This window comes from Tenacibaculum aiptasiae, from assembly GCF_965221665.1.
Classification (GTDB): domain Bacteria; phylum Bacteroidota; class Bacteroidia; order Flavobacteriales; family Flavobacteriaceae; genus Polaribacter; species Polaribacter aiptasiae.
Genome location: NZ_CBDCSN010000002.1, coordinates 2,192,147 through 2,218,170, shown reverse-complemented (window position 1 = coordinate 2,218,170; position 26,024 = coordinate 2,192,147). Strand labels below are relative to the sequence as shown.

General features: G+C 28.5%; 20 protein-coding genes. 17 read left to right on the top strand and 3 right to left on the bottom strand.

All coding sequences use genetic code 11. The features are described from left to right. Nucleotides 1–45: 45 nt before the first annotated feature. The 9 genes from ACOQN8_RS10585 (at nt 46) to ACOQN8_RS10545 (ending at nt 9,905) form a co-directional block, all read left to right on the top strand. Nucleotides 46–2,685, top strand: coding sequence for a CHAT domain-containing protein (locus tag ACOQN8_RS10585; RefSeq protein ID WP_420552649.1), 2,640 nt, complete (start codon nt 46–48; stop codon nt 2,683–2,685). Between the two features lie 44 nt (nt 2,686–2,729). Continuing rightward, nucleotides 2,730–3,200 carry a hypothetical protein gene (locus tag ACOQN8_RS10580; RefSeq protein ID WP_420552648.1) on the top strand — a complete coding sequence of 157 codons (471 nt, stop codon included), beginning with the start codon at nt 2,730–2,732 and terminating at the stop codon, nt 3,198–3,200. 290 nt (nt 3,201–3,490) lie between these two features. Next, nucleotides 3,491–5,080, top strand: coding sequence for a vitamin K epoxide reductase family protein (locus ACOQN8_RS10575; RefSeq protein ID WP_420552647.1), 1,590 nt, complete (start codon nt 3,491–3,493; stop codon nt 5,078–5,080). Between the two features lie 141 nt (nt 5,081–5,221). Beyond that, complete coding sequence (locus tag ACOQN8_RS10570; RefSeq protein ID WP_272150223.1) at nt 5,222–5,386, top strand: hypothetical protein; 165 nt, start codon at nt 5,222–5,224, stop codon at nt 5,384–5,386. Between the two features lie 247 nt (nt 5,387–5,633). Next, entirely contained in the window at nt 5,634–7,820 is a 2,187-nt protein-coding gene (locus tag ACOQN8_RS10565) for a peptidase domain-containing ABC transporter (RefSeq protein ID WP_420552646.1), read from the top strand. 86 nt (nt 7,821–7,906) lie between these two features. Continuing rightward, nucleotides 7,907–8,068 carry a hypothetical protein gene (locus ACOQN8_RS10560; RefSeq protein ID WP_272150221.1) on the top strand — a complete coding sequence of 54 codons (162 nt, stop codon included), beginning with the start codon at nt 7,907–7,909 and terminating at the stop codon, nt 8,066–8,068. A 298-nt stretch (nt 8,069–8,366) separates the two neighbouring features. After that, entirely contained in the window at nt 8,367–8,555 is a 189-nt protein-coding gene (locus ACOQN8_RS10555; RefSeq protein ID WP_272150220.1) for a hypothetical protein, read from the top strand. Between the two features lie 61 nt (nt 8,556–8,616). Next, on the top strand, nt 8,617–9,459 hold the full coding sequence (locus ACOQN8_RS10550; RefSeq protein WP_420552645.1) for an HlyD family secretion protein: 843 nt from the start codon (nt 8,617–8,619) through the stop codon (nt 9,457–9,459). Nucleotides 9,460–9,515: 56 nt separating this feature from the next. After that, nucleotides 9,516–9,905, top strand: a complete 390-nt coding sequence (locus tag ACOQN8_RS10545) for a beta-barrel domain-containing protein (protein WP_420552644.1) — start codon at nt 9,516–9,518, stop codon at nt 9,903–9,905. A 103-nt stretch (nt 9,906–10,008) separates the two neighbouring features. On the opposite strand, the gene ACOQN8_RS10540 is transcribed toward ACOQN8_RS10545, so the two are convergent. The 3 genes from ACOQN8_RS10540 to ACOQN8_RS10530 form a co-directional block, all read right to left on the bottom strand. Beyond that, entirely contained in the window at nt 10,009–10,734 is a 726-nt protein-coding gene (locus ACOQN8_RS10540) for a hypothetical protein (RefSeq protein WP_420552643.1), read from the bottom strand. Between the two features lie 106 nt (nt 10,735–10,840). Beyond that, entirely contained in the window at nt 10,841–11,575 is a 735-nt protein-coding gene (locus ACOQN8_RS10535) for a LytR/AlgR family response regulator transcription factor (protein ID WP_420552642.1), read from the bottom strand. A gap of 2 nt (nt 11,576–11,577) precedes the next feature. Further along, a complete protein-coding gene (locus ACOQN8_RS10530) occupies nt 11,578–13,419 on the bottom strand; it encodes a histidine kinase (RefSeq protein ID WP_420552641.1) in 1,842 nt (613 codons plus the stop codon). A gap of 249 nt (nt 13,420–13,668) precedes the next feature. On the opposite strand from ACOQN8_RS10530, the gene ACOQN8_RS10525 reads away from it, so the two are divergent. The 8 genes from ACOQN8_RS10525 (at nt 13,669) to ACOQN8_RS10490 (ending at nt 25,989) form a co-directional block, all read left to right on the top strand. Beyond that, nucleotides 13,669–15,267 (top strand): vitamin K epoxide reductase family protein, encoded by a 1,599-nt coding sequence (locus ACOQN8_RS10525; RefSeq protein ID WP_420552640.1) that lies wholly within the window; start codon nt 13,669–13,671, stop codon nt 15,265–15,267. A gap of 130 nt (nt 15,268–15,397) precedes the next feature. Beyond that, on the top strand, nt 15,398–15,589 hold the full coding sequence (locus tag ACOQN8_RS10520) for a hypothetical protein (RefSeq protein WP_272150213.1): 192 nt from the start codon (nt 15,398–15,400) through the stop codon (nt 15,587–15,589). A gap of 66 nt (nt 15,590–15,655) precedes the next feature. Further along, nucleotides 15,656–15,820: a hypothetical protein gene (locus ACOQN8_RS10515; protein WP_272150211.1), complete on the top strand. Its 165-nt coding sequence runs from the start codon at nt 15,656–15,658 to the stop codon at nt 15,818–15,820. Nucleotides 15,821–16,028: 208 nt separating this feature from the next. After that, nucleotides 16,029–18,215 (top strand): peptidase domain-containing ABC transporter, encoded by a 2,187-nt coding sequence (locus ACOQN8_RS10510; RefSeq protein WP_272151299.1) that lies wholly within the window; start codon nt 16,029–16,031, stop codon nt 18,213–18,215. Nucleotides 18,216–18,435: 220 nt separating this feature from the next. Next, the gene (locus tag ACOQN8_RS10505) at nt 18,436–19,725 is read left to right on the top strand and encodes an HlyD family secretion protein (protein WP_420552639.1); all 1,290 of its coding nucleotides are present in this window, start codon (nt 18,436–18,438) and stop codon (nt 19,723–19,725) included. A gap of 100 nt (nt 19,726–19,825) precedes the next feature. Further along, nucleotides 19,826–20,536, top strand: coding sequence for an LOG family protein (locus tag ACOQN8_RS10500; protein WP_150900919.1), 711 nt, complete (start codon nt 19,826–19,828; stop codon nt 20,534–20,536). Between the two features lie 59 nt (nt 20,537–20,595). Further along, nucleotides 20,596–23,418, top strand: a complete 2,823-nt coding sequence (locus tag ACOQN8_RS10495) for a gluzincin family metallopeptidase (RefSeq protein WP_420552638.1) — start codon at nt 20,596–20,598, stop codon at nt 23,416–23,418. A gap of 117 nt (nt 23,419–23,535) precedes the next feature. After that, nucleotides 23,536–25,989, top strand: a complete 2,454-nt coding sequence (locus ACOQN8_RS10490; protein ID WP_420552637.1) for an alpha-ketoacid dehydrogenase subunit alpha/beta — start codon at nt 23,536–23,538, stop codon at nt 25,987–25,989. Nucleotides 25,990–26,024: the final 35 nt, after the last annotated feature.

Here is a 26,024-nt window from a genome sequence, read left to right as displayed (position 1 = left end):
AAATTACTTTTACTTCTAGTTTTATCGATTTGCCCTATAATAGTTATGGGACAAATCGATAAAACTAAAAACTATTCTGAAAAAGAAGTAGATAGTATATTATCCCGAAATTTTAATAAAGCTAATTATGCCGAATTAGCTCATGATTTCTCTTTTTATTTTTATAGAAAAAAGAAGAATTATCGTCTAGCCATAAAATATGGCAAAATAGAAATTGAAACTATTGAAAAACAACCAATTGTTAACGATAGTGTTTATGCCAATGCCTTGTACAATTTAGGTAATTTTTTTAAAAGGGTTAAAGAACATGACACAGCTATTTCCTACTATATAAAGGCTATAAGAACTAAAGATTTCCCTTTGAAAAAAGCACAAGCCTATTGTGAACTAGGAAAGTATTATCGAATTAAAGGAGAATTATACAAATCTTTTGATTATTATGAAAAAGGACTTCCCCTGATAAAAAAATACTCAACTGCCAAAAGTTTTATGTCACATTGTATTAATTTCTCGCTAACTTGTCATGAGTTGAATACTAAAAAAAGTAACACTAGAGGACTCTTTTATTTAAAAAAAGTAGACAGTTTACAACAGTCTAACCCTAAACTAAATATCCCTGCATATTTTTACCCTTTACATATAAATTTGGGAAACCTATATTCCACAAAGAAAACTTATAATTATAAAAAAGCTAAATACCATTACAAAAAAAATTTAAAAAGAGCTTTTAAAGAAAATAACTCAATTGTAATTTCTTTTTCATATTTAAACCTAGGAGATTTATACTTAAAAAAGGGTAATGATAGCTCTATTGTTTTTCTTGAAAAAAGTATTATCTATGACACTCAGAAATCTGCTATAACTTCTGATGCAAATAGAAACATTGCCAATTATTATGTAAAAAAAAAACAATTTCCAATAGCTTTAACCTATTTTGACCAATCATTAAATGTTAGTTTTAGCACAGATAATAGCGATGATATGTTTCTCCTATCTAAAGAAAAACTATTAAATACTTTAGAAAAAAGAAATACAATGAAAGCACTAAAAGGAAAGATAAGTATTTTATTTTCTTTATATAGTTCAACAAGCGATGTTTCTTATTTAAAAGAAGCTATTAAATTAATTGATTTTTCTGATAAGTTTGTTCAAACGATTATTGAATATAGTACAGAAAATGATACTCGATTTTTATGGAGACAAGAAGTATCTGAGATATATGCTTTGGGAGCACACATTTCATACTTATTAAACAATCCTGCTTTCATGTTTAATTATATTGAAAAAAACAAAGCCTTCTTACTTACTTTAGATGTATACGATAATATTCAAGATTATAAACTTCCTAAAAAAGTAATTACAAAGGAACTCGCATATAAAAAACAAATATTAAAACTAGAGAACAATCCTACTTTAACTGATAAAAAAAAACTGAGAGATTCCTTGTTTAATTTAAAAGAACAATACGCTATTTTTAATGATTCATTAAAACAGATATACCCTCAACATTACGAAAATAAAAAAGAAATAATCCCAATTTCTTTAAATGAGGTAAAACAACTATTAAAAGAAGATGATATTATCATTTCATATACTTTAACGAATGATATTTATAATCAAAACGAAACTTCAAATTTGCTTGGCGTTCTCATCTCTAAAAATAAAACCTTAAGTTTTACCACCAAAAACTCCTCTGACATCAATCATGTGATATACGAGTATAAAAAATTAATTTCTAAACCTTTACAAAGCAAAAAGGAACTAGAATCTTTTAAACAAGTTTCTTTTAAATTATACAACCTATTATTTCCAACAAAAGAAATTCGAAATTTAATTCAACATAAAAATCTAATTATAATTCCAGATACTAGGTTTGAAAACATTCCTTTTGAAAGCCTAAATACTCAAAAAAATAAACTTAAATATCTTGTTGAAAATACTAATATTAGCTATGCGTATTCTTACTCTTTTATGAATTATAATAGTCAATTCAAAAGAGAAACTGAGGTTGACTTGGTAAGTTTTGCTCCTGTTAACTTTCATAATCCAAAATTAACTTCTTTAAATAACACCATTCAAGAAACGAATAACATTAACCATCTATTTGACGAGGTTAAATTTCAATATGATGAAGCTTCTAAAAGTAACTTTTTTAAGAATAGTTCAAATTCCAAAATCATACATTTGGCAACACATGCTAACTATACTCATACCCCAACAATCTATTTCTCAAAAGATTCTCTTAAACTTCATGAACTATATACTTTTAAAAACAATGCAGATTTAGTGGTATTGAGTGCTTGTGAAACTAATTTGGGTGAAGTTAAAAAAGGAGAAGGAACTTTAAGTTTATCTAGAGGGTTCTTTCATTCAGGAACCAATGCTGTTTTATCTTCTCTATGGAGTGTGAATGATAAAACTACCAGCTTTATTATGTCTAAGTTTTATAAAAACATAAAAGAAAATCAGTCTAAAAGTGAAGCCTTAAACAATGCTAAAAGGAATTATTTGAAAAATCATTCTTTAACTGAAAAATCTCCTTACTACTGGGCCTCTTTTGTGTTAATTGGAGATACAGAACCTGTCTTTTATACAAACATTTGGATTTATATTATAACAGGATTTATTGCAACTTCATTCCTGATTTTCTTTTTTAAGAAAAGAAAACTCAATCTTAAAGGGTAACATTTTAAAAAAAACGTAACAAAGAAGAAGAAAACAATTTTATCATGAAAAAATTTAACCTACTACCACAAACAATTTTAGTATTCATAGCTTTTATAGCCTTTAGCTTTACTACAAAAAACAATATTGATGTAGAAAAAAAACAGCAAACCACAATGGTTACAACATCAGTGTACACCTATACGGTATCAATTTTATATGAAAATGGGCTTACGCCACTGGAAAAAGCACAAGCCAGACAATGTTTCATCTCATACTTAAATGTTGCTATTACGCAAGTTACAGAATGTGACGGCAATGAAAATCTTGAAATATTGACGTTATCTATGCTGGTACAATTCCCAACTGTAGGTATGGAAGGTCCTGAAGATCATAATGAACAGCTTCCTCCAGGCTCTACGATGAACTATATTTCATTTAATCAAGTTGTTAATGCTGTTAATGCATGTCCTAATGTTATTGTAGTGTCACCAGGAACTAGTGCTTGTAATAAATCTCCACTTGGTGGTCGCTAGATTTAAACATAGCTTACTTTATTTAATATAACATTAGTCTTACAAAATTTGATTAATTAAAAATATTTAAATAGATAAAACTAACTTTCTGAAAAAATTAATACAGTTATACAATATTAGTTTAACTGTATTAATTTTTTCAGAAAGTTTTTATCTTTTTAAAAGGCACTCTTTCCATAATAATAGAATATATAAGCTTCCTTTTAAAAATTAACTCCATTAAAAAAAAATTCAAAAAAAGAGGGTAACAAAAAACTAAATAAGTAACTGTCTAGTAAACAAACTCTATTTTGCAAGACACATTATTTATTTTAGTACAAAGATTATTAAAGAGCAATCGTATAGCTTTTGATAAAGATGAATTAGCATTTCAAATACAAAGTCATCCATCATATCCAAGTTTACATGCTATTACAGGGGTATTAGACCATTTTAATATAGAAAATGTTGCTGCCGATGTTCCTGTAAATAAAGAAACCCTAGTACAACTTCCTGATTGCTTTTTAGTACAAATAAACACCGATAAAGGAAAAGACCTTGTTATTGTTGAAAGGAAACAACTCGATTATGTTGTTTACAATTCTGATAATAAAAAAGAAAAACATACAGAAGAAGCTTTTCTTCAAAAGTTTACAGGAATTATTGTTGCTGTAGAAAAAACAGAAGAAAGTGTTCAGCCAGAAAAAAAATCAGAGTTTGCTAAATATTTAGCAGTTGGATTATTAATAGGATTAACTGGATTTACTTTATATCAAAACACAATTAATCTATACACTTTAGCTTTCTTACTTTTATCTGTTGTTGGAGTTATAACTAGTATTGCTATTGTAAAGCAAGAACTAGGACTAAAAACATCTATAGGAAATGCCTTTTGTTCTGGAGCAGATGATAAAAAAGATTGTGATGCTGTATTAACTTCTAAAGGAGCAGAAATTATAAAAGGCTATAAACTTAGTGATTTAAGTGTTTTGTATTTTTCTGGGCTTGCTTTATTAACCTTAGCGCAAATCTCAAATCCAGCAATTTCATATACTATAAGCTTATTAGCTATTCCTGTTACTTTATACTCTATCCATTACCAATATGTTGTAGTAAAAAAATGGTGTATGTTATGTTTAAGTATTGTTGGAATTTTATGGTTACAAGCTGCTACTCCACTAATAACACACACTTTTGTTACAGAATTTGAACCCACAAATTTTGTTGTTTTTGGTATCGTATCTTCTATAACATGGTTGGCATGGTATTATATAAAACCATTAGTTACAGAAGTAACTGATTTAAGAAAAGAAAAGATAGAGAATATAAAATTCAAGAGAAACTATACATTATTTGAAAGTCTGTTGAAAAAATCACCGCAATTAAACACACAGATACAAAACAGTCAAGAAATCGTATTTGGAAATCCAAATTCAACTTTAGAATTAACGATTGTAACCAACCCATTTTGCGGGCATTGTAAACCTATACACAAGCATATTGATGAGATTTTACATCGTTATTCGAATAATGTAAAAATTAAAATTAGATTCAATATTAATACTGACAATACAGAAGATAACGCTGTAAAGATTACCAGTCGATTAATAGAGCTATACCATGAAAAAGGGAGCGAAGCTTGTTTAAAGGCTATGGATACTATTTATGACGGAGAAAACCCAGAAAAATGGCTTCAAACCTATGGGGCATGCACTCAAAAGGAGTTATACATCGTAGAATTAGAAAGAGAAAAAACTTGGTGTATTAACAATTCAATCAACTTTACTCCAGAAATTTTAGTAAATGGGAGGTCATTTCCTAAAGAGTACAACAGAACCGATTTAATCTTTTTTATAGAAGATTTAGAAGAAAACACACAAGAACTGGTAGTTATACAATAAAAACAACTGCTAATATAAAAGGGCTTCGAATAGGGGGAATTGCTATAAATGAAACCAAAATATTTTCGCGAAAATTAGACATAAACCTTGAGTGTCTTAAAACAGTTCAGGGGAATAATTAAAATTTCAAATTTATTACAAATGAAAAAATCAATTTTAAACATTGGAAAAACTATTAATAAATCAACCTTAAAAACTATAACTGGAGGGCATCCTCATCATAAAAGAGAACCAGACTATTGCGATGAAATTGTTGAAATGTCTAGAGAGCTATGTCTGTGTACATTTTTTGGTGATTGTAGTTAAACGAACAGTATTATATCAAACAACTATTAATAACATAATTTAAGTTTTGATATAGCTTTGAACAAAGTCGTTTAAAAAATTCATCAAAGGGTATTCATACCACAAAATAAATCATTCTTATTATAAGAATCTTGCAGTGTCTAATAAAGAATAAATATGTTTTTATTCGGCTTTGTAGATAAATACAAACCTTATTAATATTAGTCCAGAAATAGTAAAATATTTCTGGGCTAACAATAAAAAAACTTTGAAAAAGTTTCCAAATTATAAACAAACAGAGGCCAAAGACTGTGGACCTACTTGTATCAAAATCATAGCAAAACACTATGGTAAAACTATTAATACACAACAGTTAAGAAACTTAAGTGAAACCACTAGAGAAGGAAGTAGTTTATTAGGTTTAAGCGAAGCTGTTGAATCTATTGGTTTTAGATCTTTAGGTGTAAAACTAGCTTATAAAAAACTATTAGAAGCACCATTACCATGTATTGTACACTGGAATAAAAACCATTATGTGGTGCTTTATAAAATTAAAAAAGACACAGTTTATATCTCCGATCCTGCTCATGGACTCATCACTTTTACTAAAGAAGAGTTTATTCAACATTGGATAGGAAATAATGCTGATGAAAATACAGAAGAAGGAATTGTACTACTGGTAGAACCTACTCCTAAGTTTTATAGTGAAGAATTTGAAGAAGACGAAAAATTTGGATTCTCATTCATATTCAAATACTTATTCAAATACAAAAAATTTATTGTACAGCTAATTATAGGATTGTTAGCTGGAAGCTTATTACAATTAATCCTACCTTTTTTAACACAAAGTATTGTAGATGTTGGTATTGAAAATCAAGATTTAAATTTTGTTTACCTCATTCTATTTGCTCAACTATTTCTATTCATTGGAAAGGCTTCTTTGGAAATTATTCGAAGTTGGATTTTATTACACCTAAGTACCAGGATTAATATCTCTTTAATCTCTGATTTCTTTATCAAACTAATGAAATTACCTATTTCTTATTTTGATGTTCGAATGACAGGAGATTTATTACAAAGAATCAACGATCATAAACGTATTGAAAGAATCTTAACCACATCATCATTAACCGTATTATTCTCTTTCTTTAACCTAATTATCTTCAGTTTAGTTCTTGGGTATTATAGCCTGCAAATATTTGGAGTATTTGTACTAGGGAGTGTTTTATATTTTGGATGGGTGCTCTTCTTTTTCAAGAAAAGAAAAGAGTTAGACTACAAACGGTTCTCACAAGTAAGTCAAGAACAAAGTAAAGTAATTGAACTTATCAATGGAATGCAAGAGATTAAACTTCATAATGCAGAAAGACGCATGCGCTGGAACTGGGAATATGTACAAGCTCGTTTATTTAAAGTAGCTACTAAGAGTTTAGCTTTAGAACAAACACAAAGTGTAGGATCTAACTTTATCAACGAACTTAAAAATATGTTCATCACTGTTTTATCGGCAAAGTTGGTTATAGATGGACAAATAAGTTTAGGTATGATGATGGCTATTAGTTATATCGTTGGGCAATTAAACGGTCCTATTACTCAGCTTATCAATTTTATGAGAGATGTACAGGATGCACAAATATCAGTAGATCGATTAGGGGAAATCCATAATATGGAAGATGAAGAAAATCCAGATGATGAGAAAGTAACCAATATTCCAGAAAATGCTGCCATTACATTAAAGAACATCTCTTTTAGATACACAGGTGGATTAGAACCAGTACTTAAAGATTTATCATTAGAAATACCAGCGAATAAAACCACCGCTATTGTTGGAGTTAGTGGAAGTGGAAAAACAACACTAATGAAATTATTACTTGGGTTTTACCAGGTAGACCAAGGAGACATCATGATTAATAATTTTAATCTGAAAAACATCTCACAAAAAGAATGGAGAAGAAACTCAGGAGTGGTAATGCAAGAGGGATATATTTTTAATGATTCCATAGCTAAAAACATTGCTGTAGGAGAAGATTATGTAGACAAAGAAAAACTAGCACATGCTATTGATGTGGCTAACATCTCAGATTATATAGAAGGACTTCCTTTAGGATATAATACCAAAATAGGAAGTGAAGGAAATGGATTGAGTACAGGACAAAAACAACGTTTATTAATCGCTCGATCAGTATATAAGAATCCAAAGTTTTTATTCTTTGATGAAGCAACTTCAGCTTTAGATGCCAATAATGAAAAGGTGATTATGGAGAAGTTAAATACATTTTTTGCTAATAAAACAGCTGTGGTTATTGCTCACAGACTAAGTACTGTAAAGAATGCACATCAAATAGTTGTATTAGACAAAGGAAATATTATAGAAAAAGGTTCTCATGAAGAACTTATCAAATTAAAAGGAAGTTATTATCACCTAGTCAAAAATCAACTTGACTTGGGTAAATAAAAATATTTTTTCGCGAAAAATAGACATAGACCTTGAGTGTCTTTAAACAGTTCAAGGATTTAATCAATTTTTTAAATCATTTAATTATGAGAAAATCAATTTTAAGCTTGGGTAAAGCTTTAAATAAAGCAGAACAAAAAAATGTAAATGGAGGTGTCAGCTGCTTCGAAGTACCATGTGAAGAGCAACAATTAGGACATACTTTTACTCCATGGTTATGCATTAATGGTACTTGTATCGCTGGATAAACATCTCAAATTAATTATTTTTTTAAATCATTAAAATATGAAAAATTCAATTTTAAACTTAGGTAAAGTTCTAAACAAAACAGAACAAAAAAATGTAAATGGAGGGGCTCCACTTTGTTCACAAGACATATGCGACATATGGGATTCATTAATATTTAAACCTTTTTGTGTTTGTTATCAATAATTGATAGTTATAATTTCAAACCTTTTTAAAAAAGGAAGAACTTTCAGAAAAGACATATACCTTGAATGTCTCTAATTCTTCAAGGAAATTATTATAATTTTAAAACAAAATAAAATGAAAAAATCAATTTTAAACATTGGAAAAGCTTTAAATAAAGTAGAACAAAAGACGATTAATGGAGGAAGCCACATTGTTATGTGTACAGCAGATGCTAGTGGTTGTCCATGCGATTGCTACATTGATATTGATGGTCAATGCGTTACCGATTTATCGAGACGTTCAGAACCATGTCAAGATTATTAATTTAATTAATGGAATGAGGTGAAGATATATCACCTCATTCTTTACATTTTAAAAATATTATATGCCACAAAGTAATTCAGATATTGAAATACGTAGTGAAGAAGTACAAGAAATCTTAAATCAAGTACCCAATTGGATGATTCGTTGGGGAAACACCTTATTCTTATTATTAATTCTTTTACTTTTATTTATCTCATGGTTTGTTAAGTATCCTGATGTTATTACTTCTGAGGTAATGGTAACTACATCATTTCCTCCTGAAAAAATATATGCAAAATCGGCTGGACAGTTTGAAGTATTTTTAGCTAGTGAAGAGAAAAATGTTTCTAAAAATGAAGTACTAGCTGTTATAGAAAATAGTGCATCTTATAAAGATGTATTATTGTTAAAAAGTATTGTTGATACCATTAGTAGAGATAAAGATAAATTCTCTTTTCCTATTAACAAACTTCCTCCTTTGCTCTTAGGTGATATTACGGTGAGTTATTCACAATTTCAAAATGACTATACAGAATATGATTTAAACGAAAAACTCACTCCCTTTAAATCAGAAAGCCTTGCTAATCAAAGATCTCTTATAGAAGCCAAGAGTAGATTAATTACTTTAAACTCACAAAAGGCTATTGATCAAAAAAAATTACAAATCCAAAAAAAGGATTTAGAACGAAGTGAAAGTTTATTTGAACAAGGAGTAATTTCAGCGAAACAAGTTGAACAAAAAAAAGTAGATTATTTACAATTCGAAAAAGCTTATAAAGGTTTAGAAGCTTCTGTATCACAAATTAGAGAGTTAATAGGTAATTCAGCTAAAAACCTACAAGGTACTTCTATAAAGAAAACACAAAACGACATTCGTTTAAAAAATAAAGCAATTCAATCGTTTTTATACTTAAAAAAAGCATAAAGGATTGGGAAAAACAATATGCCTTAACCTCTTCTATCAATGGTAAAGTATCATTTTTGTCATTTTGGAATAAAAATCAAACAGTAAAAACAGGAGAATTAATTTTTATTGTAGTTCCAACAGAAGGAAATTCATTTATAGGAAAAATAAAAGCTCCAGCAGCAAATTCAGGGAAGATAAAAAAAGGACAAAAGGTTCAGATCAAATTATTGAATTACCCATCAGATGAGTTTGGAGAATTAAATGGAACCGTTAAATCAATATCCTTAATTCCAAATGAAGAGGGAAGTTATTTAATAGATGTAGACTTACCACAGGATTTAAAAACTACTTATGGTAAAAAAATAGCTTTCAGACAAGAAATGAAAGGAACTGCAAATATTGTAACTGAAGATTTACGCTTGATAGAACGTTTTTTCTATCAACTTAGAAATATTATTAAATAAAATAATTTTCTTCATGATCTAAAAGAGCAACTTAAAAGTTGCTCTTAAATTTTTAGTCAATTATTATAATCAGACTAATTCCCCTTTAATATTAAATTATATATTAGTTTTTATTTTTTAAAAGAAATATAAAAGATGAGCTATTTGCTGGATTAAAATTTAAAGGTAAATAACTACCATTTCCACTTGTATATAATATAAGACCATCACTATACATTCTTTTAATTTTCTCGTTTAGCCTCCATAAACAAATAACTACATCATTTCTTGAGAAGTAATCTGTAAGTGTTAGTCCATTACTTAATACTGAGTTTTTATTTGGAAAATACAGTTCCCAGTCATTTGAATTTATAATGTTATCAAGATACAATTCATAAAGCATAGTTGGACCAAATATTCCTCCCCACCTAAGTGGATCAGGATCTAAACTTGTTGATGTTGGAGGATCAGTTTCTCCTGTTTGGGGATCTTTATGATAATTATACTTATTAAACTGTTTATGAAACTCTATTTCAAACGGATTTGAATCAATAACATCATCATCCATAATATCAGACAAGTTTATTGCTGTCGTTCTAGGATCTTCTATATAATCATAAAAATAATCCCTTGCTGCCTCATTTTCAATAATCGTTTTTCCTATTAAAAAAGAAGTCATAAACATTAATTTTTCTACTTCCTTATTATCATAAGCTTGAAAAGGTTTCATACTAACATTACCTGTGATAGCCTTATTTTGTTCTTTCTCTATTATTTGTATTTCTTCATTGTTATCATTACAAGAAACACAAATAATCAATACAAAAAGAAACTGTTTTAAAAATTTCATATTCATTTTTTTTTGATTAACTCCTCAAAAATACATTGGAAATATCAAGCTTTATATAACAGTTCAAATTCGCTTATAATGAATTCAAATTCGTTACTTTTCTTTTTCAAAATAATGTTTTCAAAACCATATCTTTTCTCCTTGTAGCAACAGGAATTTGCTCACCTGTTTTAGTTATTAAAAACCCTTCATTTGTATATTTCGTTACATAAGTTTTATTGACAATAAAAGATTGATGACATTTAATAAACATCTGCTTATCAAGCAACTCCTCAACTTTTTTCATTGGTTTAGAAATAACAATTTTTTCTTCAAAAAGATAAAACGTTGTATAATTCCCTTCCGATTTACAATAAAGAATATCTTCAAAAGAAACCAAATGTTGAGTATCTAAAGTCTTTAAAACAATTTTCCGATGCTCCCCTTCTCTATAATAATGATTTGCAATGTTTATAGAGTTTCCATTCGTATTTTCTTTTTCAACAGCATTGATAGCTTTATTTACTGCCTCTTTAAATTCTTCTTCATCAATAGGTTTTAATAAATAATCTAAAGCTCCTAATCTAATCGCTTTTATTGCATGTGAATCATAACCTGTAATAAATATTATTTTAAAATTTATTTCTTCTAAAGACGACAAAATATCAAAACTAGTTCCGTCACCAAGATCAATATCCATAAAGATTAATTGAGGTTTATATCTTTTAATTTTTTCTACCCCTTCTTTTACTGAAATTGCTTCATCAACAATTGATATTTCATTTTGAAATTCTTGAAAAACTAATTTTTTTAAATTTTCTCTAACGTGCCTTTCATCTTCTACAATTAGTGCTTTTAACATGCTTAAAATATATTATATGGGATTTTTAACTCTACTCTAGTACCTGTAATTTCAATTTCTTTAAATGCTACTTTTTTATTGAAAATAATAATCCCTTCTCCTGTCATTTTCTTTAAAAATTCATCTATCAATTTAACTGATGATCTTTTATCAAAATTATTTTCATCTATCCCTACTCCATTATCATCTATAAAGCATTCGATATATTTTTTAGTAAGATTTAATTGAATTAAAAGATTTCCTTTTAGCTCCCTCTTCCTAAAACCGTGAATTATCGCGTTTTCAACAAAAGGCTGTAACAACATTGGTGGAATTAAAACTTCATCTTCAGTGTCAATTTTATTTTCTATTCTATAATCAAACTTTTCAGGAAACCTAAACTGTTGTAATTCTATATAATTCTGTAACGATTCTAATTCATCTTCAATGGGGACATAATTTTTTGTTGAATTTTGAAATATAGACCTTAATAACTTAGAGAATTTTTGGATATATTTTATTGACTTCTCACTATCCTCTTCTATAGTATTCTTTATCAAACTTAAGCTGTTAAATGTAAAATGAGGGTTCATTTGAGAACGTAATAATCGCTGTTGCAATAAAAAATTCTGTTGCTCAATCTTAAATCTTCGTTGTCTATATAAATTTAAAATTAATACTCCTATTACAATTGCAATCAATAATAAAAGAGCCAATATGTACTGATTCCTTTCCAACTTAAGACTCTTTATCTCTGCTTCTTCCCTTGCCTTTTCAGATATTATTTCTTTTTGATGAGATTTCCTTAAAGCTTCAAGCTCACTATTCATCCTATTAGCATAACTTTTTTCTTGAAAATTATTTATTGAATCTAACTGTGCTAAAACTTCATCTATACCTTTTCCTTTTTTAGATAAAATTTCCAAACTAGTTTTTAAAACACTTCTTTGATTTGTAAAATCAATATCCTCTATACCTAAAGCATAAATAGAATCTACATATTTTTGGGCTAGATCTAGTTTTTTTAATCTTATAAACGATTTAGATAAATTTAAATAACTATTAGCTTGTCTAGTTTTAGTTAAATGAGATGGTAACTTTTTCGAGAAAACCAGTGCCTTTTTAAATGCAGAAATACCTTTATGAAATAACTCATTATTATAATAATAAAAACCTAATGAACCATATAACTCATATCTTGCTGCTGTTTTCAAATTATCTTCATATTTAAGAGTTTTTCTTAACTCATTAATGGCCTGATCCTGTTCATTCAAACTACTATGAATAATAGATCTGCCTATTTTTGCCATTACATAATTTGTTGTATCTCCTACCTTTAAAAGCATAGTTGTAGCCGAATCACTTGCTACTAATGCTTCTTTGAACTGTTTTAATTTTGCTTTAACAGTTTGCTTAAAATAATATACATAAGCTTTATTTTTATAATCTTTACTATCTAAAAGAGATAACAGTTTTTCATTTACTCCTTCTCCATTTAAATAATCATTTTTATACGTAAAATATGTTTGCCTTAAAGCTCTAAAATATAAAACTTCTCTATTTGACTTTATCTTATTTCCTGAAAAAGATGTTGCTTTATTAAAGTTACTTACTGCTGAATCATATTTTTTTAAGCGAATGTTATATCTTCCTGAAGTATAATAAAATTCTGCTTTTAATGAATCTGATAAATTCTCTTTAGGTATATTTTTTAACAACTCTAAATAAAACTCTAAAGAATCTTTAGGTATATTTCTTTTTATTTTATTGTTAAAAAAACTAGGTGATTTTGGTAAAACTTTTTCTGGTGTTTTCTTACAAGAAATTACTATTAAGCAACATAATATTATTATTTTTCTTTTCATATTAATCGGGGTACAAGATAACAAAGCTAATTATTTTCTTTCCAATTCCTTTATTTGCTTTTTCATTTTAAGATTATATTAATAGAGACTTTACTATAATTATCTGGCTACAAAACAAATTATTGCTTAAATAGCTCACTTATGAAATAATTATATTCAAATATGAATTCACCATAAAAAACATCTCTTTTTTTACTTACTTTCGTTTGTAACTCATTTTTATTAAATCAAAAAAAGCCCTTAAATCCTTTGAAAGACACATTAATCAATTTAGTACAGAGATTATTACGAAAAAACCGCATATCCTTTGATAAAGAAGAATTATCATTTCAAATTCAAAGTCATCCTTCTTATCCAAGTTTACATGCTATAACAGGAGTCTTAGATCATTTTAATATAGAAAATGTTGCCGCTGATGTACCTGTAAATACAGAAACCTTATTACAATTACCTGATTGTTTTATTGCACAAGTAACTACTGAAAATGGCAAAGATTTAATTGTTGTTGAAAGAAAAGGATTGGATTATACGCTGTATGATACAGAAGGAAAAAAAGAAAAGCTTTCCGAAAGTGAATTCCTTCAAAAATTTACAGGAATCATCGTTGCTGTTGAAAAAACAGAAGATAGTACTTCAGGAAATACAGCTTCAAATATAGGAAGTATTCTAGCTACAAGTGTTTTATTACTTTTAGCTGTCTTTATGATATATCAAAGTTCAGCATCTTTATATACCATTGCTTATTTAATACTTTCTGTTGTTGGATTAGTAACTAGTATTGCTATTGTAAAACAAGAGCTTGGTTTAAAAACATCTATAGGGGATGCTTTTTGTTCAGGAGCAGATGATAAAAAAGATTGTGATGCTGTTTTAACTTCCAAAGGAGCTGAAATTATAAAAGGATATAAATTAAGTGATTTTAGTATTCTATATTTCATAGGATTAACTGCCTTAACATTTATCCAAGCAGCAAATCCAGTTATTTCATATACTATAAGTTTAGTAGCAATCCCAGTTACCTTATATTCTATTTATTATCAATATGCAGTAGTAAAGAAATGGTGTTTGTTGTGTTTAAGTATTGTAGGAGTATTATGGTTACAAGCTTTAATACCTGTACTAACGAGTACTTATATCAATAGCTTTATACCTACTGATGTTGTGTTGTTTGGTTTTGTAGCAGTAGCTACTTGGTTAACATGGTTTTATGTAAAGCCTTTAATTACAGATGTAAATGAGTTGAAAAAGGAAAAAATAGAGAATGTAAAGTTTAAGAGAAACTATACCTTATTTGAAAGCTTATTACACAAGGAGCCACAATTAAACACACAATTAGATAATAGCAAAGAAATTGTTTTTGGGAATCCAAATTCAAGATTAGAAGTAGTCATTGTAACCAATCCTTTTTGTGGACATTGTAAACCAGTTCACCAGCATGTAGATGCTATTTTAAATAGGTATGAAAACAATGTAAAAATAAAGGTTCGCTTTAATATTAGCACTAAAGATACCAATAGTGATGTTGTTAAAATTACAAGTCGATTACTTGAGATTTATAATACTCAAGGAGCTCCGCAATGTTTACAAGCAATGGATGAAATTTATGAAGGAGAGAAACCTTCAATATGGCTACAAAAATGGGGAGAGTGTATAGACTCAACAACATATGTAGCTGAATTAGAAAAAGAAAATGTTTGGTGTAAGGAGAATGCCATCAATTTTACTCCAGAAATCTTAATCAATGGAAGATCATTTCCAAAAGAATATAACCGTACAGATTTAATTTTCTTTATAGAAGAGTTAGAAGAAAGCAGTCAACCTGTTATATCCATGAAAACGGTATCATAAAACATGATAAAAAAGACAAAGCCCTAAAAAAGGGCTTTGTTTTAGAACAAAATTCTCTCGCGAAGAATAGACACAAAGGTGAGTGTCTTTAAATGTTCACCGCAAAAGTAATTTTTTTTAAATATTAATTATGAAAAAATCAATCTTAAATTTAGGAAAGGCTTTAAATAAAGCGGAACAAAGAACTATTAACGGGGGTAGAAAATTTTGTGAATCACATGAAGATTGTGGTACAGGATGCTGCAACACTTCTCGTTTTTGTCAAGTATTTGGAGTCCCTGGACCTGGAGGACTTTTATGTGATGGAAGCCTATCCTTTTAACACTTTTATTAAACGGGTAACTTTTTTAAAACAAAAAAATCACATTATCAAACAAATTTAAACAACATGAAAAAATCAATCTTAAATTTAGGAAAAACTTTAAATAAAACTGAACAACTAACTATTAATGGAGGTAGAAAACAGTGTGATTCCAATCATGATGGCACATGCGAAGATTTTGGTAGACACTGTTCTGAATTTTATTGTCGATTTACTTTAATTCTTGATTAAGAAATCCTTATTTCTAAAAACATTAACTATAACATACGCTAAATATCCAATTAGAAATATAGATAAGTATATACAAATACAATAATAGAAATTCAATTCTTTTTTAAATTCATTTTGAAAGGAATTGAATTTTCTTAAAATATCTACTTATAAATTAAATCTTAAGAAAATAGATTTTCAAAAATATCTTATCGATATTTGAAATCATATGAAAAAATTCCCAAATTACCAACAAACAGAGGCCAAAGATTGTGGACCTACTTGTATTAAAATCATAGCAAAACACTATGGTAAAACTATTAATACACAACAGTTAAGAAACTTAAGTGAAACTACTAGAGAAGGAAGTAGTTTGTTAGGTTTAAGCGAAGCTGTTGAATCTATTGGTTTTAGATCTTTAGGTGTAAAACTAGCTTATAAAAAACTATTAGAAGCGCCATTACCATGTATTGTACACTGGAATAAAAATCATTATGTGGTGCTTTATAAAATTAAAAAAGATACAGTTTATATCTCCGATCCTGCTCATGGACTCATCACTTTTACTAAAGAAGAGTTTATTCAACATTGGATAGGAAATAATGCTGATGAAAATACAGAAGAAGGAATTGTACTACTAGTAGAACCTACTCCTAAGTTTTATAGTGAAGAATTTGAAGAAGACGAAAAATTTGGATTCTCATTCATATTCAAATACTTATTCAAATACAAAAAATTTATTGTACAGCTAATTATAGGGTTGTTAGCTGGAAGTTTATTACAATTAATCCTACCTTTTTTAACACAAAGTATTGTAGATGTTGGTATTGAAAATCAAGATTTAAATTTTGTTTACCTTATTCTATTTGCTCAACTATTCCTGTTTATAGGAAAGGCTTCTTTGGAAATTATTAGAAGTTGGATTTTATTACATCTAAGTACCAGGATTAATATTTCTTTAATCTCTGATTTCTTTATCAAATTAATGAAATTACCTATTTCTTATTTTGATGTTCGAATGACAGGAGATTTATTACAAAGAATCAACGATCATAAACGTATTGAAAGAATCTTAACCACATCATCATTAACCGTATTATTCTCTTTCTTTAACCTAATTATCTTCAGTTTAGTTCTAGGATATTACAGCTTGCAAATATTTGGAGTATTTGTACTTGGAAGTGTTTTATACTTTGGATGGGTACTCTTCTTTTTCAAAAAACGAAAAGAATTAGACTACAAACGATTCTCACAAGTAAGTCAAGAACAAAGTAAAGTAATTGAGCTTATCAATGGAATGCAAGAGATTAAACTTCACAATGCAGAAAGACGCATGCGCTGGAACTGGGAATATGTACAAGCTCGTTTATTTAAAGTAGCTACTAAGAGTTTAGCTTTAGAACAAACACAAAGTGTAGGGTCTAACTTTATCAACGAACTTAAAAATATGTTCATCACTGTTTTATCGGCAAAGTTGGTTATAGATGGACAAATAAGTTTAGGTATGATGATGGCTATTAGTTATATCGTTGGACAATTAAACGGTCCTATTACTCAGCTGATTAATTTTATGAGAGATGTACAGGATGCACAAATATCAGTAGATCGGTTAGGTGAAATTCATAATATGGAAGATGAAGAAAATCCAGATGATGAGAAAGTAACCAATATTCCAGAGAATGCTGCAATTACACTAAAGAACATTTCTTTTAGATACACAGGAGGATTAGAACCAGTACTTAAAGATTTATCATTAGAAATACCTGCTAATAAAACCACTGCTATTGTTGGAGTTAGTGGAAGTGGAAAAACAACACTAATGAAATTATTACTTGGGTTTTACCAGGTAGACCAAGGAGATATTATGATTAATAATTTTAATCTGAAAAACATCTCACAAAAAGAATGGAGAAGAAACTCAGGAGTGGTAATGCAAGAGGGATATATTTTTAATGACTCCATAGCTAAAAACATTGCTGTAGGAGAAGATTATGTAGACAAAGAAAAACTAGCACATGCTATTGATGTAGCTAACATCTCAGATTATATAGAAGGACTTCCTTTAGGATATAATACCAAAATAGGAAGTGAAGGAAATGGATTGAGTACAGGACAAAAACAACGTTTATTAATCGCTCGATCAGTATATAAGAACCCAAAGTTTTTATTCTTTGATGAAGCAACTTCAGCTTTAGATGCCAATAATGAAAAGGTGATTATGGAGAAGTTAAATACATTTTTTGCTAATAAAACAGCTGTGGTTATTGCTCACAGACTAAGTACTGTAAAGAATGCACATCAAATAGTTGTATTAGACAAAGGAAATATTATAGAAAAAGGTTCTCATGAAGAACTTATCAAATTAAAAGGAAGTTATTATCACCTAGTTAAAAATCAATTAGACTTAGGTAAATAATAGAGTTAATGGACACAGGTTTTCAGTCTCATATACTAAACACAATTAGTAATAATTGTAATTTTCAATATAACACATTTTAATTATGTTTGTGATTAGAACATTCGTGTTTATATCCCCGAAATCTTTGGAGAAAAACCTTACAGTTATAAACTCCTAAAATTAAATAAATCATTAAGAAGTGTTTATAATAATACTTTTTTAAACAAAGTTATAATACATGCCAACAGAGATAGAAGATATAGAAATTCGCAGTGAAGAAGTACAAGAAATCTTAAATCAAGTACCCAATTGGATGATTCGTTGGGGAAATACCTTATTCTTATTATTAATTCTTTTACTTTTATTTATCTCATGGTTTGTTAAGTATCCTGATGTAATTACTTCTGAGGTAATGGTAACTACCTCATTTCCTCCTGAAAAAATATATGCAAAATCAACGGGGCAGTTCGAAGTTTTTTTAGCTAGTGAAGAGAAAAACGTTTCTAAAAATGAAGTCCTAGCTGTTATAGAAAATAGTGCGTCTTATAAAGATGTATTATTATTAAAAAGTATTGTTGATACCATTAGTAGAGATAAAGACAAATTTTCTTTTCCTATTAACAAGATTCCTCCTTTACTCTTAGGAGATATTACGGTGAGTTATTCACAATTTCAAAATGACTATACAGAATATGATTTAAACGAAAAACTCACTCCCTTTAAATCAGAAAGCCTTGCTAATCAAAGGTCTCTTATAGAAGCCAAGAGCAGATTAATTACTTTAAACTCACAAAAGGCAATTGATCAAAAAAAATTACAAATCCAAAAAAAGGATTTAGAACGAAGTGAAAGCTTATTTGAACAAGGAGTAATTTCAGCGAAACAAGTTGAACAAAAAAAAGTAGATTATTTACAATTCGAAAAAGCTTATAAAGGTTTAGAAGCCTCTGTATCACAAATCAGAGAGCTAATAGGTAATTCAGCTAAAAATCTACAAGGTACTTCTATAAAGAAAACACAAAATGACATTCGTTTAAAAAACAAAGCAATTCAATCGTTTTTATACTTAAAGAAAGCGATAAAGGATTGGGAAAAACAATATGCTTTAACCTCTTCTATCAATGGTAAAGTATCATTTTTGTCATTTTGGAATAAAAATCAAACAGTAAAAACAGGAGAATTAATTTTTATTGTAGTTCCAACAGAAGGAAATTCATTTATAGGAAAAATAAAAGCTCCAGCAGCGAATTCAGGGAAAATAAAGAAAGGACAAAAGGTTCAAATTAAGTTATTAAACTATCCTTCAGATGAATTTGGAGAATTAAATGGGACAGTTAAATCAATATCCTTAATTCCAAATGAAGAAGGAAGTTATTTAATAGATGTAGACTTACCACAGGACTTAAAAACTACTTATGGTAAAAAAATAGCTTTCAGGCAAGAAATGAAAGGAACTGCTAACATCGTAACAGAGGATTTACGTTTGATAGAACGCTTTTTCTATCAACTTAGAAATATTATTAAATAAAGAGCTCTTTAATTATAGAAAATAACTAAATTAGCAAGCTTGCTAAAAAAGTAATTTTTAAGCAACGTAAATTGTTACATTAATATAAAAGATAATGAGTATGAGTCCGAACGATGACAGAAAAATTAGAGAGAAATTACAACAAAAAACTTGGAACGAAATAAAAACAAATGATTCTTGGGCGATTTTTAAAATAATGTCTGAGTTTGTTGAGGGATATGAGAAGTTAAGTAAAATAGGTCCTTGTGTGTCTATCTTTGGATCTGCTAGAACAAAAACAGATCATCCTTATTATAAATTAGCAGAAGAAGTAGCTTTCAAATTAACTCAAAATGGATTTGGTGTAATTACCGGAGGTGGTCCAGGAATTATGGAAGCTGGTAATAAAGGAGCAGATAGAGGAAATGGAACTTCTGTTGGTTTAAATATTGAACTTCCTTTTGAGCAACATGATAATCCATGGATTGATCACGATAAAAACTTAAACTTTGATTACTTTTTTGTTCGTAAAGTAATGTTTGTAAAATATTCACAAGGTTTTGTAGTTATGCCAGGTGGATTTGGTACAATGGATGAACTTTTTGAAGCTATTACTTTAATTCAAACTAATAAAATTGGACGTTTTCCAATTGTTCTAGTAGGTAAAAAGTTCTGGAGTGGACTATTAGATTGGATTAAAAACACCTTACTAGAAGAAGGAAATATTAGTGAAAAAGATTTAAATTTATTTAGAGTTGTTGACACTGCTGATGAAGCTGTTGAACACTTTAATAAATTCTATGCTAAGTATGATTTAAAGCCAAATTTCTAAAAAAAATATTTATATTTAAAGCTCGTTGAATGTTCAACGAGTTTTTTTTTATTTTCAATTTGAAACAGAAACTACTACTCTTTTTGCCTTTCTTTTATTTGTTCTGTAATTCTTTAACAGCACAAACAAATTCAATAGAAATTAATGCAAAATTAGATGTTGAAAAAGACTTACTCAAAATTCAACAAAAAACTATTTTTTACAATAAGTCTTCAAAAAAATTAAACTCCATTTTCTTACATAATTGGGCTAATAGCTTTAGAAATAACGAAACTCCATTAGGTAAAAGATTTGTTGAAGATTATAAAAAAGAATTCTACTTTTCTAAAAAAAAAGATAGAGGATTTACTAAAATTCAAAACTTAACGGTAAACTATCAACAAGTTTCCTTTAAAGAAAAAACATCTCATCCAGATATCATCGAAGTTCTTTTAAATAATACGCTGAACCCAAAAGACAGTATTGTTTTATCAACTACTTATACAATTAAAATTCCGAATTCAAAATATACTGGTTACGGAAAAACAAAATCTGGATATCATTTACGTTTTTGGCATATAATACCTGCTATTTATAATAAAAAATGGCAATTAATGAGTAATTTAAATATTGACGATTTATATCAAGACCTTAGCGATTATAAAATAAGTATTGATGTTCCAAAAAAATATACAGTTGAGAGTAATTTATATCAGTATAAGACCCCAAAAGAAAATTATACCGAATATTATTTAATAGGAAAAAGAAAAAAAGATATCATAATAAATATCGATTCTATAAGTAGATTTAAATCTTTTAAAACGAAGGATAAGGAAATTAAAACTGATGCTTTTATAAGAAGCATTCCAAGTGAAACTACCACTAAAATAATTAATCAGCAAATAAAATTTATTGAAGGGTACTTAGGAAAACACCCGCATACAGAAATTTTTGTTGATGCGAATACTACTAATAAAAACTCTTTACATGAAATTTATGGAATACCAAGATGGTTAAAACCTTTTCCAAAGAATTTTAGATGGGAGATAAACTTTTTCAAAGCTCTTACAAAAAAATATATTGATGATGTCTTAATTTTAAATCAACGAAAAGATTATTGGCTTACTGATGGTATACAAACTTTTTTGATGATGGAGTATATCAAAAAAAATTATCCAAAAATTACCGTATTAGGAAAATACTCTAAATATTGGCCAATAAAAACATATAACATCGCTAAACTTAAACAAAATGACAAATACTCTTTTGTTTATCAATTCAGTGCACGAAAATTTTATGATCAAGCATTAGATATACCTGCCGATTCTCTTTCTAATTTTAACAGAAAAATTGTTAGTAAATATAAAGCAGGTCTGGGTTTACTATATCTTAAAGATTACATCGGTGGCGATACTTTAAAAAACTCATTAAAAGAGTACTATTTCAAACAACAATTAAAACTAAATAACAGTAAACTTTTTGCTCAAGTTCTTCAAAAAAACACTTCTAAAAATTTAGATTGGTTTTTTAATGACTATATAAAAACAAGTAAAAAAATTGACTATAAAATAGACAAAATTAAAGAAGCTAGTCACAAAGATTCTTTAGAAGTAACTATAAAAAATAAAAGAAGTTTTTCGGCACCAGTAGCTCTTTATGGAATCAACCAAAAAAAGATAAAATATAAAAAATGGTTTGACGGTATTGATTCTACTAAAACTATCAAAATAAAAAAAGGAAATTTTAATAAGTTAGCTTTAAACTATGAGAATATTTATCCTGAGTATAACTCTTTAGATAATTTCAGAAAAACCAATAATAGTCTTATCAACAAACCTCTACAGTTTCGATTTTTTAAAGATGTAGAAAACCCATATTACAACCAGTTATTTTATTTCCCTGATTTTAAATACAATTTATATGATGGATTAATACTAGGAGTTAACATTAATAACCAATCTGTAATAAATCATAATTTTGAATTTCGACTAACTCCAAACTTTAGTACAAGAAGTAGAAACTTTACTGGTTCTTATTCTTTTTCTTATAATCATTTCTTAAAAGAATCAAAAATATATAAAATACGTTATGGTGTAAGAGGTAGTAATTTTCATTATGCTCCAGAGCTTGAATACAACACCTTCTCTCCTTTTGTAAGTTTTCAATTTAGAAGAAATTCACTTCGTGAAAATGGTTTGAGACTTTTAATTGCTCGTATGATTAGTGTTAATAAAGAAGTACTTCCTAATGAACCTAAAACTGATAGTGATAAATACAACATCGTTAATCTTAGGTATATACATTCAAAATTTGATGCAATTAATAGAACATTATATGCCTTAAATACAGAATTCAATTCAAGCTTCACTAAAATTTCAACTGACATACGCTATCGTAGATTTTTTTCTGAGAATCAAAGTTTTGACATTCGTTTTTTTGGAGGATATTTTATATCCAACACATCAGATGGAGATTATTTTAGCTTTGGCTTAAATCGTGGGTCAGATTATTTATTTGAGCAAAACTTATTTGGCCGTTCAGAAAATGAAGGAATATTCAGTCAACAATTTATTATTGGTCAAGGAGGGTTTAAGTCTAAATTTAGTGAACCTCAATTTGCTAATCAACTTATAACTTCAATAAATACTAGTGTAAGTGTATGGAGATGGGCAGAAATTTATAACGATTTTGCTATGCTAAAAAATAAAAATACTTCTCCTAAATTCTTTTACGAAAATGGAATTCGTTTAAACTTAGTGCCAAATATCTTCGAATTCTACTTCCCTATTTATACAAATGAGGGATTTGAAGTGAATAAAAAAGCATATCCAACCAAAATTAGATTTATCGTTACTACAAATATTGACAGGATTTATAACTTTTTAAGAAGAGGATTATTATAAATACTTCAACAAAACCTCTTTTTTACCTTTTTTTTTGAAGAATATTCAATAAAAATTGAAATTTTTAGATTTCAACTAAAAAAACTATCTTTGTGTCGATACCAAAACTAGATGATTATGACGCAAAAGACCGAAGTAGCTAACACTCAACAACTTTCTTTTCAAGATTTTAAAAACGAAGTTTTAAACGACTATAGAATTGCTCGTATAAGTAGAGAATGTAGTTTATTAGGGCGTAGAGAAGTTTTAACAGGAAAAGCAAAATTCGGAATTTTTGGTGATGGTAAAGAAGTTCCACAATTGGCAATGGCTAAAGCTTTTAAAAATGGAGATTTTCGATCTGGTTATTACCGTGATCAAACTTTCATGATGGCTATTGACCAATTAACACCGCAACAATTTTTCGCTGGTTTATATGCACATACTGATATAAACGTAGAACCAATGTCAGCTGGACGTCAAATGGGAGGTCATTTTGCTACACATTCTATCGACGAAAATGGTAATTGGAAAAACTTAACTGCTCAAAAAAACTCATCATCAGATATTTCACCTACAGCAGGTCAAATGCCTCGTTTATTAGGTTTAGCCCAAGCTTCTAAAATTTACCGTAATGTAAAAGGTTTAGAAAATCAGACGAATTTTTCAAATAAAGGAAATGAAGTTGCTTGGGGTACTATTGGAAACGCAAGTACATCAGAAGGATTGTTCTTCGAAACAATAAATGCCGCTGGAGTTTTACAAGTGCCAATGGTAATGAATGTTTGGGACGATGAATATGGAATTTCGGTACACGCTAAACACCAAACAACTAAAGAAAGTATTTCTGAAATTTTAAAAGGATTCCAGAAAGAAAATGATACAAACGGTTATGAAATATTTGTGGTAAACGGTTGGGATTATGTACAATTAATTGATACTTATAACAAAGCATCAAAAATTGCGAGAGAGCAACATATTCCTGTATTAATTCACGTAAAAGAATTAACGCAACCACAAGGACATTCTACTTCAGGATCTCACGAAAGATATAAATCACCTGAGCGTTTACAATGGGAACAAGAATTTGATTGTATAGCTCAAATGCGTAAATGGATTTTAGAATTTGAATTACAAGATGAAAAAGGTGGTACTTTAAAATTCATAGAATCTGAAGAAGAATTAATTAAAATAGATAAAGAAGCTAAAAAAGAAGTTAGTAAAGCAAAACGTGATGCATGGAGTGCTTATACTAATGAAATAAAAGCTGAAGTAGCTGCTGCAGTAGAGTTACTTGAAAGAGTTGCTAATAAAAGTAACAATAGTTCATTTATTACAAAATATAAAAATGACTTAGCTGGAATTGCTGAACCAATTAGAAAGGATATTTTAGTTGCTACTCGTAAAAGTTTGCGTTATTTAAAAGATGAAAATTTTGCTGAAAAAATAGAGTTACAAAACTTTATTAAAGCAGCTATTAATAATGCCGCTGTAAAGTATTCTGCTCACTTATTAAGTGAAACAGAACTAGCTACACAAAATATTAGCTCTGAAGCTCCTACTTATGGAGAAGAAAAAAAGTTAGTAGATGCACGTATTATAATGCGTGATAATTTTGATGCTATTTTAAAGAAGTACCCAGAAACTTTAATTTTTGGAGAAGATGCAGGTTATATTGGTGATGTAAACCAAGGATTAGAAGGGCTTCAAGAAAAATACGGAGAGTTAAGAGTTTCCGATACAGGAATTCGTGAAGCAACTATTTTAGGACAAGGTATTGGAATGGCAATGAGAGGTTTACGTCCTATTGCTGAAATTCAATATTTAGACTACTTATTATATGCTTTACAAATTATGAGTGACGATTTAGCAACACTTCGTTACCGTACTTTTGGAAAGCAAAAAGCGCCATTAATTATTAGAACACGTGGTCACCGTTTAGAAGGAATTTGGCACTCTGGATCTCCAATGGGAGGGATTATTAATAATGTTAGAGGAATTCATGTACTAGTTCCAAGAAACATGACCAAAGCTGCTGGTTTTTACAATACTTTATTAGAAGGAGACGATCCAGCTTTAGTAGTTGAATGTTTAAATGGATATCGTTTAAAAGAAGAATTACCAACAAACCTAGGGGAATTTAAAACACCTATTGGAGTTGTTGAAACTATAAAAGAAGGAACAGATATTACTATTGTATCTTATGGTTCTACTTTAAGAATTGTAGAAGAAGCTGCTAAAGATTTAGCGCAGGTTGGTATTGATGTTGAAATTATTGATGCTCAAAGTTTATTGCCTTTTGATTTAAATCATGATTCAGTAAAATCTCTTGCTAAAACAAATCGTTTATTAGTAGTAGATGAAGATGTACCAGGTGGAGCTTCTGCTTATTTATTACAAGAAATTGTAGAAAACCAAAATGGTTACAAGCATTTAGATAGCAAACCAGAAACTTTAACTGCAAAAGCACACAGACCTGCTTATGGAACAGATGGAGATTATTTCTCTAAACCATCAGCAGAAGATATTTTTGAGAAAGTATATGAGATTATGCACGAAGCTAATCCTCAAAAATTTAAAAATCTTTACTAAGGTTTTAAAGTTTATAAATCAAAAAAAAGCGATTT

Excerpts from the sequence above, each read along its gene's own strand:
- ACOQN8_RS10580 (WP_420552648.1), top strand. The coding sequence starts at position 2,730 with ATGAAAAAATTTAACCTACTACCACAAACAATTTTAGTATTCATAGCT.
- ACOQN8_RS10585 (WP_420552649.1), top strand. The coding sequence starts at position 46 with ATGGGACAAATCGATAAAACTAAAAACTATTCTGAAAAAGAAGTAGAT.
- ACOQN8_RS10555 (WP_272150220.1), top strand. The coding sequence starts at position 8,367 with ATGAAAAAATCAATTTTAAACATTGGAAAAGCTTTAAATAAAGTAGAA.
- ACOQN8_RS10560 (WP_272150221.1), top strand. The coding sequence starts at position 7,907 with ATGAGAAAATCAATTTTAAGCTTGGGTAAAGCTTTAAATAAAGCAGAA.
- ACOQN8_RS10500 (WP_150900919.1), top strand. The coding sequence starts at position 19,826 with ATGAGTCCGAACGATGACAGAAAAATTAGAGAGAAATTACAACAAAAA.
- ACOQN8_RS10550 (WP_420552645.1), top strand. The coding sequence starts at position 8,617 with ATGCCACAAAGTAATTCAGATATTGAAATACGTAGTGAAGAAGTACAA.
- ACOQN8_RS10505 (WP_420552639.1), top strand. The coding sequence starts at position 18,436 with ATGCCAACAGAGATAGAAGATATAGAAATTCGCAGTGAAGAAGTACAA.
- ACOQN8_RS10535 (WP_420552642.1), bottom strand. The coding sequence starts at position 11,575 with ATGTTAAAAGCACTAATTGTAGAAGATGAAAGGCACGTTAGAGAAAAT.
- ACOQN8_RS10540 (WP_420552643.1), bottom strand. The coding sequence starts at position 10,734 with ATGAAATTTTTAAAACAGTTTCTTTTTGTATTGATTATTTGTGTTTCT.
- ACOQN8_RS10515 (WP_272150211.1), top strand. The coding sequence starts at position 15,656 with ATGAAAAAATCAATCTTAAATTTAGGAAAAACTTTAAATAAAACTGAA.
- ACOQN8_RS10530 (WP_420552641.1), bottom strand. The coding sequence starts at position 13,419 with ATGAAAAGAAAAATAATAATATTATGTTGCTTAATAGTAATTTCTTGT.
- ACOQN8_RS10520 (WP_272150213.1), top strand. The coding sequence starts at position 15,398 with ATGAAAAAATCAATCTTAAATTTAGGAAAGGCTTTAAATAAAGCGGAA.
- ACOQN8_RS10570 (WP_272150223.1), top strand. The coding sequence starts at position 5,222 with ATGAAAAAATCAATTTTAAACATTGGAAAAACTATTAATAAATCAACC.
- ACOQN8_RS10510 (WP_272151299.1), top strand. The coding sequence starts at position 16,029 with ATGAAAAAATTCCCAAATTACCAACAAACAGAGGCCAAAGATTGTGGA.
- ACOQN8_RS10490 (WP_420552637.1), top strand. The coding sequence starts at position 23,536 with ATGACGCAAAAGACCGAAGTAGCTAACACTCAACAACTTTCTTTTCAA.